We start from the raw sequence: 13,271 nt of genomic DNA on the forward strand, positions 1-13,271 counted from the left end.
GCCGTCATAGCGCCGTTCATTCCGGTCAGGTTTGCGGAGACGACGCGCCCCAGCTCACCCGGCGCGATCCACGTGCACCGAGTGCGCCGCCGCCGATGCCGATGGCGAGTGCCAGCGCCACCGCAAAGAAGACGACCCATGCCGCGGTGCCCGCATTCTGTATCGCGCCTTCAGCCGTCTGCCTTCCCTGCGGCGACGCGCTCCCCGGGGATCCCATGAGGATCAATGCCTGGTCGACCATGGCCTCGGCCCGTCCCTGTTCCATGTTCATGGTGGCCATCAGCAGTTGCACGGCCTGGTCGCGCTGGCCGGCGCGCAGGTATTCCATGAGTTGTCGCATCGCCGCCGGATCCATGCGCATGCCCTGCGCGCGCATCATTGCCTCCACCGGCGACCCGCTCGCTCCCGCGGCGCCTGCCCGCGCAAGCTGGCTCATGTTGTTGAAGACGCCGCTCACCAGCGAGCCGCCGACAGAGGTCGCGAGCACAGCGAACAGAAGCGTCGTTACCGCCCATGACACCGCACCATGCAGCACGCCATCCGCCCTGCGCTTGAGCCCCGACATGCGCGCCGCCACATAGCCGCCGACAAAGGCCGAAATCAGCATGCTGACTCCGGCCCAGATCAATGGCCCGGTACCGAGGGTTTCACCTTCCGTCAACTCGGTGGCCGACAGCCCGGTGGCGATGCCGAGCAGCGTCAGCGCCAGCTGCACGGAAACACCAACTACCACGCCGGCCAGCACCGCGCCCCAGCGGATCGCAGGAAACAACGGGCGCCGCAGCAGATAGCCGCTGCCGGTGTCGATGTGATACACGGTATCGCCTTGCGCCGTGGGGGTATCGTTGATTGCCATTGCCATTGCTCCTCGAAAATCCGGTTCGGCGCGCGACGTCGCGTAGCCATTCTCATTCCGCAAAAAACGCAACATCCATGCCCGCGCCGCCGCCGCTCAAGCGGCGGATTGCACCTTCTCCTGCGCATCGAGCGCGCCCTTCATGCGGCGCAGGAATTCGCGGCGTATTCGCCACTGCGCGCCCGGCCGTACCTTCATGCGGCAACGCAAGCCGATGTTCGCGTCTTCCACCTTTTCGACGCCCACCGTGTCGAGGTCACCGAGGATGTCCTGGCCAAAGGCGGAGTTGTGCCGCATGTCTTCGCAGATGCCGTTCATCATGCCGAACACCCGTTCCAGGTTTTCCTGGCGCCGCACGCTGATGTCGATGACCGCATACACATAACCCCTGCTGCGGTTGGTGACTGTGGTGATCATGCTATTGGGAATGAAATGCACGCTGCCGTCATAGTCGCGCATGCGCACATGGCGCAAGGTGACCCTTTCCACAAGGCCGCTCTTGCCGGCCGCGTCGATCATGTCGCCTTCGCTGATCTGGTTTTCGATCAGCAGGAACAGGCCGGTAAAGAAATCCTTGACGAGGCTCTGCGCGCCGAAGCCAATGGCGATGCCAGCCACGCCGGCAGTCGCGAGGATGGGCGTGATCGAAATGCCGATCTCGCCCAGCGTCAGCATGAACGCCATGCCGACCAGCACCACGTTGGCGGTATAGCGAAACACATTCATCAGCGTTTCGAGGCGGCGCATATCGTGCATTTCGCCATGCATGTCGCCACGGGTGACGATATGCCTGCGCAGCGCACGCAGCAGTTTGCGGATCATGGCAAGCGCCAGCCACGCAAGCAGCCAGATAAGGACAACGCGCAACATCGGCCGCAGCACGTCGCCCCATTGCTTCAGGTCGTTGAGGTCAGGAAGCATTTGTCGTTCGAATGCGGAATGCGCGGTGAGATGTCCGACACGCTGCGCAAGGAATGACGGCGCTCAGGATATCCCTGCGCGCCGTGCATGATGAGACGCGTTGCCGTCAGCGGAAGCGTTCGACGATCACGCCGTTTTCCAGCCGGACCCGTTCGCCGACCTGCACGCCCGGCGCTACGTCCTGCGTGAGGGTTTGCACCGAACCGTTATCCATGCGCACCGCTACCCGGTATACCTGCCCTGCCTGCGCGTTTTTCTCGATCGTGTTGCCGGCCAGCGCACCACCGGCCGCACCTGCAACAGTAGCAGCAGTCCGGCCGCGTCCACTGCCGACCTGGTTGCCGAGCACGCCGCCGACAATCGCGCCCGCCACTGTGCCCACACCGACGCCCGCCTGCTCGCGCGGCACGACGTCGATCGCCTGCACCACGCCATAGCCGGAAGCGCTGCTCGTGGTCGAGGTGACCGGAACGGAACTGCTGGTGGTCGTCACCGGAACGGATGAACTGCTCGATGACATCGGCTGGCTGCCGCATGCGGCGAGCGCCAGCGTTGTTGCGCCGATTAACACTGATTTCGCAAATTCCGCAGATTTCATTTTCCTGGTCCACATGATGATCTCCTTGTTGAGGGCGCCGAAGCGCCTGCAAGTCTGCCCGGCACCAACAGGCGGAGGAATGCCGCATCGATGCCGACTCCGTGTGGTGCCGGCATGCAGTTCCCATGCCAAGCCAGGTGGAAATTTTTCGCGTCGAACACTGCCCGCATGCACCTCTTGTGCAGTGCTTATTCTTTGTGCACGCACCTTTCTACATTGGCCGGCGCAGTTTTTACATCGCGCTGTATTTCTTACCCACGATTTTTCCTGCCCACCGCACTACTGCACTGCTGCCAGCCATCTCCACGAGATGGCATGCGCCGCATCAAGCTTGCCCTTGGCCCAGTGCAGGAAACATGCAGCGGGTACATGGTTTGCTTTGTGAGCCAAACAGCGCTGTGAACATTTCAACAACTCGAGAAACCATGCGAAAAATTGCTCTCATCAGCGAACATGCTTCGCCCCTCGCACACATCGGCAGCGTCGACAGCGGCGGCCAGAATGTCTATGTCGGGCAGATTGCCAAGCAACTTGCACGCCTCGGCTATCTCGTCGATATCTTTACCCGGCGCGATGCGGAGGAGTTGGCGCCCACCGTGAACTGGCTGCCCGGTGTGCGTGTGGTTCATGTTCCGGCCGGCCCGCCGGAGTTCATTCCGAAGGAAGCGATGCTTCCCTATATGGAGCAGTTCGGCCGCTTCGTGATCCGCTTTGCGCGCCGTCAAAAACTCCGCTACGACATCGTGCATGCCAACTTCTTCATGTCGGGCATGGTTGCGCAGCAGATAAAGTCCACGCTGGGCATTCCTTTCGTCATGACCTTCCATGCGCTCGGCCGCGTGCGTCGCCTGTGTCAGAAGGAAGCCGATGCATTTCCCGATATCCGGTTCGCCATCGAAGAACGGCTGATGCACGATGCAGACCGCGTGATTGCCGAATGTCCCCAGGACCGGCGCGACATGGAAGAGCATTACGGCGCGCCGAGCGATCGCATCGATGTCGTGCCCTGCGGCTTCGATCCGGATGAATTCTGGCCGACCACGATCGACGCACGCCAGCACCTCGGCCTGGACCGCGACGAGTTCATCGTGCTGCAGCTCGGGCGCATGGTGCCCCGCAAGGGTGTCGACAATGTCGTTCGCGCCATCGCGATCCTGCACCACCAGTACCAGGTGCCGGTGCGCCTGCTTGTGGTGGGTGGCAACGGCGACAAGCCGGATCCTGTCGCCACGCCGGAACTGGGCCGGCTGATGAAGCTCGCGCAGGAAACCGGCGTCGAGCAGTGCATCACTTTCACCGGACAGCGCCAGCGCGACCAGCTGCGCTATTACTACAGTGCGGCCAATGTCTTCGTCACCACACCGTGGTATGAACCCTTCGGCATCACGCCCGTGGAAGCGATGGCATGCGGCACGCCGGTGGTCGGCACCGCCGTGGGCGGCATCAAGACCACGGTGGTCGATGGCGAGACCGGCTACCTCGTGCCGCCCAATGATCCCGAAGCACTGGCCGAACGCCTGTCCTGGCTGCACCGTCATCCCCACCTGGCGCAGCGCATGGGCTGGTCCGGCATGCGGCGGGCCTACCAGCACTTCACCTGGCGCAACGTCGCCAGCAGCATTGCCGCTGTGTACGAGAGCGTGCTGGAGCCGGCCGATCGTTACATGCCGATGCCGCGCACGGCATCGGCTGAGCTCGGCCTTCGCAGCTGATCGAGCGACAGGCATCGACATCCAGTCTTGCAGCCAACTTTCAAGGAGAGGGAATTGAACAACGCAAACGTATCCAGCTACGCAGCCAACCCCGCCGAAGCGCACCTGTTCGCGAACAGGACTGTGCTGGTGACGGGCGGCGCCAGCGGGCTCGGCGCTGCGCTATCGCACATGTTTTCCGCGTGCGGCGCCAATGTCGTGGTGGGCGACCTGAATATGGACAAGGCACAGACGGTCGCATCGCTGCTCGAATCTTCCGGCGGAAAGACGCACGCCATCGGCTTCAATGTCGGCGATCCGGTTGCAGCGGAACGTGCCGTCAACGACGCCATCGCCCGCTTCGGCAGCCTCGACATCCTGGTCAACAACGCCGGTACCGATGTCACCAGCCCGATCGACGAGCTGGAGTATGCAGACTGGGACCGCGTGATCCGCACCAATCTCTACGGCCCCTTCCTGCTGTCGAAATTCGCGGCACGCCACATGAAAGGCAGCGGCCACATCATCAACATCTGCTCCACCGCCGCCAAGCGCGCCTGGCCAAATGCATCGGCCTACCATGCCAGCAAATGGGGCCTGCTCGGCCTGTCGCACGCTCTGCATGCGGAACTGCGCCCGCAACGCATCAAGGTCACCGCAGTCATCGCGGGCGGCATGAGCACGCCCTTCCTGCTTGACCGCTTCCCGGGCATCGATGTGTCCACGCTGCAGGACCCGGCCAATGTGGCGACGGCGGTCAAGGCAGTGCTGCTGATGCCCGAGCAGACGGTGATCCCCGAGATCATGGTGATCCCGATGCAGGAAACCTCCTGGCCATGAACGTGGCACAACGAAAACAAGGCATAAACATGCGCGCCATCTTCCTGGACAAGGACGGCACCCTTGTCGAAAACGTTCCGTACAACGTCAACCCCGCATTGCTGGAACTGACCTGGCAGGCGGGCCAGGCGCTGCAGCTGCTCAAGGAGCTCGGCTATGCCCTGATCGTCGTGACCAACCAGCCCGGCCTGGCGCGCGGCCTGTTCACCGAGAGGGCGCTCGGCGCGCTGCAGCAGCGCCTGTCTGAGCTGCTCGTGCAGTATGGCGTCGCGCTCGACGGCTTCTACTATTGTCCGCACAGCGCCGATGGCGCAGTCGAGCGCTATGCCGTGTCCTGCACCTGCCGCAAGCCGATGCCCGGCATGCTGTTCCGCGCCGCGCACGAGCATGGCATCGACCTCTCCGCGTCCTGGATGATCGGCGACATCCTGCATGACGTGGAGGCCGGCCGCCGTGCGGGATGCCGTACCGTGCTCATAGACAACGGCAATGAAACCGAGTGGAAGATGTCGGCGCATCGCACCCCGCACCTGACCGCACCCGACCTCTACGTAGCAGCGACCATGATTGCATCCTGCCCCGACGAGCGGCATCTCGCGCAGCAGGAATCCGACAGCGGAGTTGCCGCACCATGATCGACCCACAGTGGCAGCACGCCGAACGGATCCTGTGCGTTCGCCTGGATTACCTCGGCGATGTCCTGATGAGCACGCCGGCCATACGCGCGCTGAAGGAATCGATTCCCGGCAGCCGCATCACCCTGCTGACCTCGGCCAGTGGCGCCGCTGCGGCACGCCACGTTCCGGAGATCGACGACACGATCGGCTACGCCGCGCCATGGATGAAGAGCAGTGCCCAACACGAGCCACGTACGGATTTTGCGCTGATCGAACGGCTCGCGCGCCAGCACTTCGATGCCGCCGTGATTTTCACGGTGTACAGCCAGAATCCATTGCCGGCAGCGATGCTCTGCCATCTCGCCGGCATCCCGCTGCGCCTCGCGCATTGCCGCGAGAATCCGTACCAGCTCCTCACCAACTGGGTACGTGAGACCGAGCCGGAGACGCAGATCCGGCACGAGGTGCGCCGACAGCTCGACCTCGTCGCGAGCGTCGGCGCGCACGCGTCGGATGAACGCCTGTCCTTTCATGTTGCGCCGCCTGACGTTGCCTGGGTCAAGACGCGGCTGCTTTCGCTCGACATTGATCTGACGCGCCCATGGATCGTCATGCACCCCGGCGCGACCGCACCTTCGCGCCGCTATCCGCCGGAGCACTGGAAGGCCACTGCACTCGGCTTGGTGGATGACCTGCGCTGCCCGCTCATCTTCACCGGCAATCAGGAAGAGGCGGAGCTGGTGGAACATATCCGCCGTGAGGTGCCGGGCACGCACTCGCTCGCCGGACAGCTCGATCTCGGCAAGCTAGCGGCCCTGTTGTCGCTCTCGCCGCTCCTCATCTGCAACAACACCGGCCCTGCACACATCGCCGCGGCAGTCGGCGTACCAATAGTCGATCTCTACGCACTAACCAACCCGCAACACACGCCATGGCAGGTGCCGCACCGTGTGCTTTTCCAGGACGTGCCCTGCCGCTACTGCTACAAGAGCGTATGCCCACAGGGACATCATCGTTGTCTCTCGGAACTGGCCCCGGAACGCGTGATCTCCGCTGCGAAAGAACTGCTGTAAGCAGTTGATCAATTCCTGTCCACGGAAAACACGAAAAGCACGGAAAAGATTTTTGATTTTCGTGTTTTCCGAGTTCTCCGTGGACATTCTTCATGATCCGCGTCACCGCGACGATACAGCGCGACGCGCCCGGCCAATCCATCCGGAGCCTCCTGTCGGGATTTCCCGCTGCAATTTTTACACCGCCTTGCAAAAACGAGCGCGCGCAGAACGCCTGTGCATGCGTTTTCCCCCTATGGCGCAATTGGCACGGAGCTTGCGACCGAGCTTCACCCGACGAACCATGAAGGAGAACACCATGCCACGCAATGCGACGCCCAAGGGAACGTCCAAATCTTCAAGGACATCACCCCGCGCCTCTTCCAAGGGATCTTCGCATGACGCTCTGCGTATCCTTGCGGACGATCACAAGAAGGTGCTCGACATGTTTGACGAGTTCAAGGAACTCAAGAACGATCCGGACGAGGAAGCCAAGCAGCAACTGGTCGAAGCCACCTGTGCCGAGCTGACGATACACACGCAGGTGGAAGAGGAAATCTTCTATCCGGCAGCACGCGACGTGATCGATGAAATGGACCTGCTCGATGAAGCGGAAGTCGAGCACGCCGCCGCCCGCCAGCTCATCACGGAGCTCGCCGCGATGGAGCCCGACGATGATCTGTATGACGCCAGGTTCACGGTGCTGGGCGAATATGTCAGGCACCACATCAAAGAAGAAGAGAAGGAGCTGTTCCCGAAGCTGAAGAAGGCCGACATCGACCTCGATGAAATCGGTGACGAGATCGAGCAGCGCAAGATGGAATTGCGCGAAGAACTCGGCGTCTCCCCGGAGGAATCCGAACCGGAGGATGACGAAGATGCCCTTGCAAACAGCAGGTCGCGCAAGAATCTGCATTGACTCTCACGAGGTTTTCCCGACAAAGGAATGAAGGCAGCCGGAATGCCGTCCTACCCTATTTTGAAGAAAGGCTCGTTGTGACTCTGCCTGACCAGGACGTATGCACGATCCATACGAAACCAACCCACGCGGTGGACATTCTCGCGTTCGTCGAAGCGCAAGAGATCCCATCGCTCTACTTTGAAACACCCTACTACCTGACGCCCGCGCCGGGCGGCGAAAAGCTTTATACGATGCTGCGCGAAACCCTTCGCGACACCGGAAAGGTCGGTATCGCTTATGTCATCATCCAGGCGCGCCAGCATCTTGCGGCATTGATGCCGCAAGGCGAATCGCTCGTGCTCAAGACCCTGCGCTGGGCCAGCGAGCCGGCTGCACTCCAGGTGGACCAGCGGCTCGTCGAGGTGGACGCGGAGCCGGGCGGCGCGGCGTTCACGCCTTCGGTCTGCGGCATTGAAATACCCAGCGAGGAAGAAGTTCCCGGCGCGCAGGATGACGAGGACGCTCTTCTCGAAGAAGCCTCCGCCTGGCTGAGCAGCATGCTCGCGGTCGGCCGCGGCGCCGCCATCGAGGTGGAAGACATCGACGGCTGGCTGGAAGGCGATGCCGCCGATGACATTTCCCTGGCGTTTTTCATACCGGGAAACCCGCACAAGGCGGCCCCCCGGGCCGCGGGGCGCCCGGCGGGATCGCGCCGCAGGCCGTCAGCGCATCCGGCACGGATACGCACGCGCCGCACTCTGCACTGAGCGCCCCCGGCGCCCGTCCTCCTGCATCGCTTTTTGGGCAGGAGAATGGGCGCTACTTCTTTCGCTTGATTACACTGATCTGTCCGTCGGATTCCATGAATGCAAGCTTCACCTCGGACAGCGATTCCACGCCTTGCTCGCGCAGTTTGCCCCACAGCTCTTCGACCGTAATGAATTCCTTGCGCATATTCCTCCTCTGTATCACGCCATTCTCGATCAGGCGCAGCGGCCCCGGCTCGGCCAGGCGACGGAATAATGGCGACGCGTAGCTCAGCCAGTCGAACACCATGTTCCAGCCGATCAGCGTGCCCACCAGCACCATGCCGTCGCTCACGCTCGTATACTCCCCCGCCATCGCGTTCTGCGCGGCGTCGGCGACAATGACGAGGATAAGGATATCGGCAATCCCGACAGCGCCGACTTCCCGCCGCACAACGAAGCGAAACATCAGGAACAGGAACCAGTACATCACGGTGCCCCGGATCAGGATTTCACCAAGGGGCACGCTCATCTTGAACATCTCGTCCCAGTCGAGGGAAGAAAGGCTTTCCATGGTCTTTTCTCATCCGATTCTCATCCGTAAATCAGGCGCACAAATGGAAATGGCGCCGACTGCAGGCGCCATTTTCCATCTCCGGTTCGTGTACCGGGAGAACCGCCGCCGCGGTGGACGGCCGCCCTTCCATGGCCGTCCGTCCCGCCGCGACGGTTTACCCTGAACGCGTTACCGCCGCCTGCTGCCTCCTACTGCCAGTAGGGTTGCGCGTTGTAGAAGGAATGCACGTCAGTTGCCCAACTGGTGTCGGCCATCGAGGGCCAGTGGTCCTTGTCAAAGCCCGGCGCATTCTTGAGCCGGTCCTTGGCGACATCAAGGACGAAGCACTTCTGGTCGGCATCCAGCGTCAGTGCGCTCCACGGCACGGCGAACAACTTGTCACCGATGCCCATCACGCCACCGAAGGACAGCACCGCGTAGGCAACGCGCCCGCTCGGTACATCGAGCATGATGTCCTCGATTTCGCCGAGGCTCTCGCCCTGCCGGTTGACTACCTTGTCACCTTGCAGGGTGTCGGCCGCCATCACTTCCGGACCGGGTCCGGAATAGTTGGCACGTCCGCCGACAACGCGTGCGCCGCCGCTGGTGGAGGAGGAAGGAATATTGCTCATAAGTGTTCCTTTCAAAGACTATCTTTGCATCCCGCTGGCCGGCTTGTTGATACCTTGTCCGGTTCACCGGTGCGGGTGCGCTTAGATTTGCTCCCTGTTAGCGTGCCGGGGCGGACGGGGCGCCCGCCCCTGCCCCTCTTGCGGCGGGCAACGTGCCGCCGGATGTCAAATTGTTGTTGCCGGAGTTGCCGCGGCCGACCATGCGGTCCCAGAAGCGATCCACATCATCGCTCCAGCGCTGGTCGGCCATGTCCGGCCAGTGCTTCCGGTCAAAGCCGGGGGCATGGGTGAGCGTTTCCCGGTCTGTCTGCAGGATGTAATAAGTACCGTCGTCACTCGCTTGCAAGGCACGCCACGGTATCGGGTGCAATTTCTTTCCCGCGCCGGTGGCAGCGACACTGCCCTCGAAGCGAACCACGGCATAGGCGATCTCGCCGCGCCGGCTGTCGAGCACAAGGTCCTTGATGACGCCGACCTTTTCCTCGCGCTGGTTCCTGACCTTGGCGCCGACGATCTTGCTGGCCCGGTACAAGTGCTGCTGGCGCGCGGAATTTCCGTGTTGTGCCTGCGCGGCCATCATGCTTCCCGCGCCAACAGGATGCTGCGCATAAGCCCCGGCGCCCACGCCGGCAAGCAACAGCAGCGCGACGCGAAGCATGGCTTTCATCGTTCCTCCGTTGCATGCAACCATCAACCCGAACGATGCAGCAAGCCCCGTGCCATCGCGTCATTGCCACCACTTCATTCAGCAGCCAGCGCGCTTTTCTTCGGCGTCAGCCACTTGATGGACTCGGCCGCCTTCTTGCCGGCAATGAAGGCATGGTCGGAGTTGTAATACTCCCACTCGCTGTAACGCCCCGCGAGGATGATGTCGTACCTCGCCAGCCAGGAACGGATGGTGTCCACATTCTGCAGGCGCGCATGGTCGCACACCACGTAGCCATAAGGTATGTCCACTTCATTGGCGACGATGATCTTGTCGTCCGGGCGCAGCATGCCAACCTTGATGCAATCCTGGATGCAGAGGTCGATCAGCTCCTTGCCGCTCGCCGGCAAGGGCTTCCATTGCGGCGAATAGCTGATCTCGCAGGTAAGGCCGAAGCCGCCGGGCGGATTGCATTCCGGGCTGGCATTGCCCTGCACGAAGATGCGGTGAAAGATCGTGTCTTCCGGGTAGTAGATCCAGTGCTTGTCGGTGATCTTCTCGCGCGCCACGCCGAGGTTCACGCAACGCACCGAAATATGCCGCAGCCCGGCCGCCGCGCGCCGCACTTCCTCCGGCGCTTCGTCGCCGATCATCCTGATCAGGTCCGGCAGCGGCATGGTGCTGATCAGGTTGTCGTAATGGAAGCGACGCCCGTCCGCAAGCGCGATGAGGTGCTGTTCCGGCGACACCCACGTCATCTCCGCATTCAGTTCGATCGTGCCCTTGATGTGCGGCACAAAGGCGGACATCAGCGCCTGGAATCCGCCCCGCAGCGGATAACCGAATCGCGCATTCGGCCCCATCGGCCGCGCCGGAGGACGTAACGCACCGTCAATGATCTCGTCCAGGTTTGGCAGCGGCACGCGCCCGCCCAGCCATGACGTGTCCATTTCCGACAGCGGCACGGCCCACAGCTTGCGGTTGTAGGGAATCGCAAAATGCTTCGCGATGCCCGCACCCCAGGTCTGGTAAATAAATTCTTCGAAATTGGATGGTCCCCGATTTTCGAGCACAGCGATCTTCGACTCCGGCAGCGCGATGCCGCTGTCGCCGCAGCAGTCTTGCGCGCGCGCCGGGGTCGTGCCCACTACTGTGCCCACTGCTGTTCCCGCCAAGGTCCCGGGCCGCCCCTGCGCCCCGTAGCGCGCCTCGATCGCTCCCACGATGCATTCCTTGATCACCTCCGGAGGCAAGCCATGCAGCGCCCCCTGGAACGGATAGCGGGTATGCACGTTCTTGCTGTACACCCATGCCTCGCGCTCCTGCCAGTGCAGGTTGGAGCCGAGCAGCAGATCGTACAGTTCGATCACATAGGGGTCATCCGAAAACATCACATGGCCCGCATGGTCGAAGGTGAAGCCTTTTTCCCGGATGGAGCGGCACCAGCCGCCCACCATCGAATTGCGCTCGAGGAGCACGGCATCATGCCCCAGATGATAGGCAGCGCTCAGGCCGGTCGGCCCGGCGCCGATGATGGCAGTGGTGGCGAATCTGACTGCATCATGCTGGCGCAGGCGATTCACGTTCGCCATGATCTCGTCCGGCGCCACAGCCTTGCCCGGGCGCGACTGACGGCGCGGCATGCTCTCCAGCAGCGCGCGCATTTTTTCCACTGTCGCATCCCAGGAAGTCGAAGCCAGCACGCGGCGCATGGCGCCGATCTTTTCATCTTGCTCCTCGGGCGAAGCGAGCAGCGCCGCTTCGCAGGCTGCAATGAAGGACGGCGCGTCGGGCGCGATGCTGACGATATCGCCGTAGGCCTCCACCACGTCCGGAACCGGAGTGCTCACAATCGGCAGCTCCGCCGCCATGTATTCCAGCATCTTGGCCGGATGGCTGAAATGCGTCGACTCGTTCAATGCGTACGGCAGCAGGCAGACGTCCCACCCGGCCAGGAAATTCGGCAAGGCATGGTACGGCTGCTGGCCGAGGTAATGGATGTTCGCCCGCTGCGGCAAGCTGGCCGGATCGATCTTTGCAACCGGCCCGACCAGCACCACCTGCCATGATGAATGCGCATCGGCCACCTTCGCGATCAGGTCCGCGTCGAAACGCTCGTCGATCACGCCGTAGAAGCCAAGGCGCGGCCCGGGAATGTCCTTGTGTGCCGGATGAGAATTGCTGCGGTCGAGCGCGGGCACGAAGTGCGCCGCATCGACACTGCAGGGAAGGCAATGCACATTCGGATGGCGGTCGCGCTTCGCGCGGTACAGGCTCTGGCCCGAGGCAAATACGATGTCGGCCATCTTCAGCAATGCGTTCTCCCTTTGCACCAGCTGTTTCGGCGCATTGCTTAAGGCGGAGGGTTCGTCGATGCAGTCGTACACCACCAGGCCCGGCTGCATTTCCTGCAGCAGCGGCAATGCCATCGGCGTATAGAACCAGGCGATGTGGTCATGGTAGTCGCGCACCAACTGGCGCAACAGCTTCTGCAAGTAGGGCAACTGCTCGTCATGGAAGCCGGGCATGTTCACCGGCGTGTGCGGCTGGCACACGAGCACGTTCGGCACAGGCGACCAGGTCGTGAAGAAGGACTTGCTCTCGTGATGGACCGGCTCTTCGATGAAGACCACCGGATAATGCGCAGCCAGGCGCGACAACAGGTGTTGCGGGCGATGGAACACGAAATCCCAGCGCAGGTGCGAGAACACAATGATTGCAGAAGGCATGCTATCTCCTTGCCGTAAATTGTTGGTGCTTCTTGCTGGCGCAGGTTCCGGCATGTGGCCAGCCCGCGTGCGCCGGGCCGCACAGGCGTGCGCGACGCAGTCGGATGGACGCGGTCGTCGTTTGATGCGCGACGTGCGGATATCGAAAGAAACCTGCTGGCACATGCGGATAGCGGGCGTCCGCATGCAAAATCGGAGTACATCGATGCAAAGCCGTGCTCGCCGCAGGCATTTCGCTGCTGTGCACGTGGCGAATGCAATGCGTCTTCGACGCAAGAGCCGTGCCCATCGAACTGAGATCGATTCGGCCATGCCAATGCTTGCATCGAAAGCATTTCATTTCCGTCATTTTTACAGCCACTGGTAAAAGCTACACAGATGCATTGTTGATCGGCGGCCATGAATTTCCGAGGCAGCTTGACATCATCGGTCGCTGCGGCCGATGGCTCCGCTGGCCCTGCAGATCTTGCTGAAACCACTCACCGG

The 13,271-nt window shown here is 62.2% G+C and carries 13 protein-coding genes; 6 read left to right on the plus strand and 7 right to left on the minus strand.

Annotated features, from left to right (window positions below; genetic code table 11):
- Positions 1-25: 25 nt before the first annotated feature.
- The 3 genes from VJ698_RS11220 to VJ698_RS11230 form a co-directional block, all read right to left on the minus strand.
- Positions 26-856, minus strand: coding sequence for a hypothetical protein (locus VJ698_RS11220; protein ID WP_324102837.1), 831 nt, complete (start codon positions 854-856; stop codon positions 26-28).
- Between the two features lie 96 nt (positions 857-952).
- Positions 953-1,777 carry a mechanosensitive ion channel family protein gene (locus VJ698_RS11225; protein ID WP_324102838.1) on the minus strand — a complete coding sequence of 275 codons (825 nt, stop codon included), beginning with the start codon at positions 1,775-1,777 and terminating at the stop codon, positions 953-955.
- 106 nt (positions 1,778-1,883) lie between these two features.
- Positions 1,884-2,390, minus strand: a complete 507-nt coding sequence (locus VJ698_RS11230; protein WP_324102839.1) for a glycine zipper 2TM domain-containing protein — start codon at positions 2,388-2,390, stop codon at positions 1,884-1,886.
- Between the two features lie 410 nt (positions 2,391-2,800).
- Between VJ698_RS11230 and VJ698_RS11235 the strand changes: the two genes are divergently transcribed.
- The 6 genes from VJ698_RS11235 to VJ698_RS11260 all read left to right on the plus strand — a co-directional run bounded on the left by VJ698_RS11235 (position 2,801) and on the right by VJ698_RS11260 (position 8,243).
- Positions 2,801-4,087, plus strand: coding sequence for a glycosyltransferase family 1 protein (locus VJ698_RS11235; RefSeq protein ID WP_324102840.1), 1,287 nt, complete (start codon positions 2,801-2,803; stop codon positions 4,085-4,087).
- Between the two features lie 54 nt (positions 4,088-4,141).
- Positions 4,142-4,906, plus strand: a complete 765-nt coding sequence (locus tag VJ698_RS11240; RefSeq protein ID WP_324102841.1) for an SDR family oxidoreductase — start codon at positions 4,142-4,144, stop codon at positions 4,904-4,906.
- Between the two features lie 29 nt (positions 4,907-4,935).
- Positions 4,936-5,541: an HAD family hydrolase gene (locus VJ698_RS11245; protein ID WP_324102842.1), complete on the plus strand. Its 606-nt coding sequence runs from the start codon at positions 4,936-4,938 to the stop codon at positions 5,539-5,541.
- Positions 5,538-6,596 carry a lipopolysaccharide heptosyltransferase II gene (waaF, locus tag VJ698_RS11250; RefSeq protein ID WP_324102843.1) on the plus strand — a complete coding sequence of 353 codons (1,059 nt, stop codon included), beginning with the start codon at positions 5,538-5,540 and terminating at the stop codon, positions 6,594-6,596. Before VJ698_RS11245 ends, waaF begins: the two co-directional genes overlap by 4 nt.
- Positions 6,597-6,894: 298 nt before the next feature.
- Positions 6,895-7,494: a hemerythrin domain-containing protein gene (locus VJ698_RS11255; RefSeq protein WP_324102844.1), complete on the plus strand. Its 600-nt coding sequence runs from the start codon at positions 6,895-6,897 to the stop codon at positions 7,492-7,494.
- A 77-nt stretch (positions 7,495-7,571) separates the two neighbouring features.
- Positions 7,572-8,243 (plus strand): Ku protein, encoded by a 672-nt coding sequence (locus VJ698_RS11260; protein ID WP_324102845.1) that lies wholly within the window; start codon positions 7,572-7,574, stop codon positions 8,241-8,243.
- Positions 8,244-8,295: 52 nt separating this feature from the next.
- On the opposite strand, the gene VJ698_RS11265 is transcribed toward VJ698_RS11260, so the two are convergent.
- The 4 genes from VJ698_RS11265 to VJ698_RS11280 form a co-directional block, all read right to left on the minus strand.
- Positions 8,296-8,796, minus strand: a complete 501-nt coding sequence (locus tag VJ698_RS11265; RefSeq protein WP_324102846.1) for a DUF421 domain-containing protein — start codon at positions 8,794-8,796, stop codon at positions 8,296-8,298.
- 191 nt (positions 8,797-8,987) lie between these two features.
- Positions 8,988-9,410, minus strand: a complete 423-nt coding sequence (locus VJ698_RS11270; protein WP_324102847.1) for a PRC-barrel domain-containing protein — start codon at positions 9,408-9,410, stop codon at positions 8,988-8,990.
- A gap of 97 nt (positions 9,411-9,507) precedes the next feature.
- On the minus strand, positions 9,508-10,077 hold the full coding sequence (locus tag VJ698_RS11275) for a PRC-barrel domain-containing protein (RefSeq protein ID WP_324102848.1): 570 nt from the start codon (positions 10,075-10,077) through the stop codon (positions 9,508-9,510).
- A 74-nt stretch (positions 10,078-10,151) separates the two neighbouring features.
- The gene (locus VJ698_RS11280) at positions 10,152-12,785 is read right to left on the minus strand and encodes an FAD-dependent oxidoreductase (RefSeq protein ID WP_324102849.1); all 2,634 of its coding nucleotides are present in this window, start codon (positions 12,783-12,785) and stop codon (positions 10,152-10,154) included.
- Positions 12,786-13,271 lie beyond the last annotated feature (486 nt).

The organism is Noviherbaspirillum sp. (assembly GCF_035254685.1).
Lineage (GTDB): Bacteria > Pseudomonadota > Gammaproteobacteria > Burkholderiales > Burkholderiaceae_D > Noviherbaspirillum.

Bases quoted from the DNA above. Each gene is read 5' to 3' on its own strand.
- VJ698_RS11220 (WP_324102837.1), bottom strand. From the start codon at position 856: ATGGCAATCAACGATACCCCCACGGCGCAAGGCGATACCGTGTATCAC.
- VJ698_RS11280 (WP_324102849.1), bottom strand. From the start codon at position 12,785: ATGCCTTCTGCAATCATTGTGTTCTCGCACCTGCGCTGGGATTTCGTG.
- VJ698_RS11230 (WP_324102839.1), bottom strand. From the start codon at position 2,390: ATGTGGACCAGGAAAATGAAATCTGCGGAATTTGCGAAATCAGTGTTA.
- VJ698_RS11255 (WP_324102844.1), top strand. From the start codon at position 6,895: ATGCCACGCAATGCGACGCCCAAGGGAACGTCCAAATCTTCAAGGACA.
- VJ698_RS11270 (WP_324102847.1), bottom strand. From the start codon at position 9,410: ATGAGCAATATTCCTTCCTCCTCCACCAGCGGCGGCGCACGCGTTGTC.
- VJ698_RS11265 (WP_324102846.1), bottom strand. From the start codon at position 8,796: ATGGAAAGCCTTTCTTCCCTCGACTGGGACGAGATGTTCAAGATGAGC.
- VJ698_RS11225 (WP_324102838.1), bottom strand. From the start codon at position 1,777: ATGCTTCCTGACCTCAACGACCTGAAGCAATGGGGCGACGTGCTGCGG.
- waaF (WP_324102843.1), top strand. From the start codon at position 5,538: ATGATCGACCCACAGTGGCAGCACGCCGAACGGATCCTGTGCGTTCGC.
- VJ698_RS11245 (WP_324102842.1), top strand. From the start codon at position 4,936: ATGCGCGCCATCTTCCTGGACAAGGACGGCACCCTTGTCGAAAACGTT.
- VJ698_RS11275 (WP_324102848.1), bottom strand. From the start codon at position 10,077: ATGAAAGCCATGCTTCGCGTCGCGCTGCTGTTGCTTGCCGGCGTGGGC.
- VJ698_RS11235 (WP_324102840.1), top strand. From the start codon at position 2,801: ATGCGAAAAATTGCTCTCATCAGCGAACATGCTTCGCCCCTCGCACAC.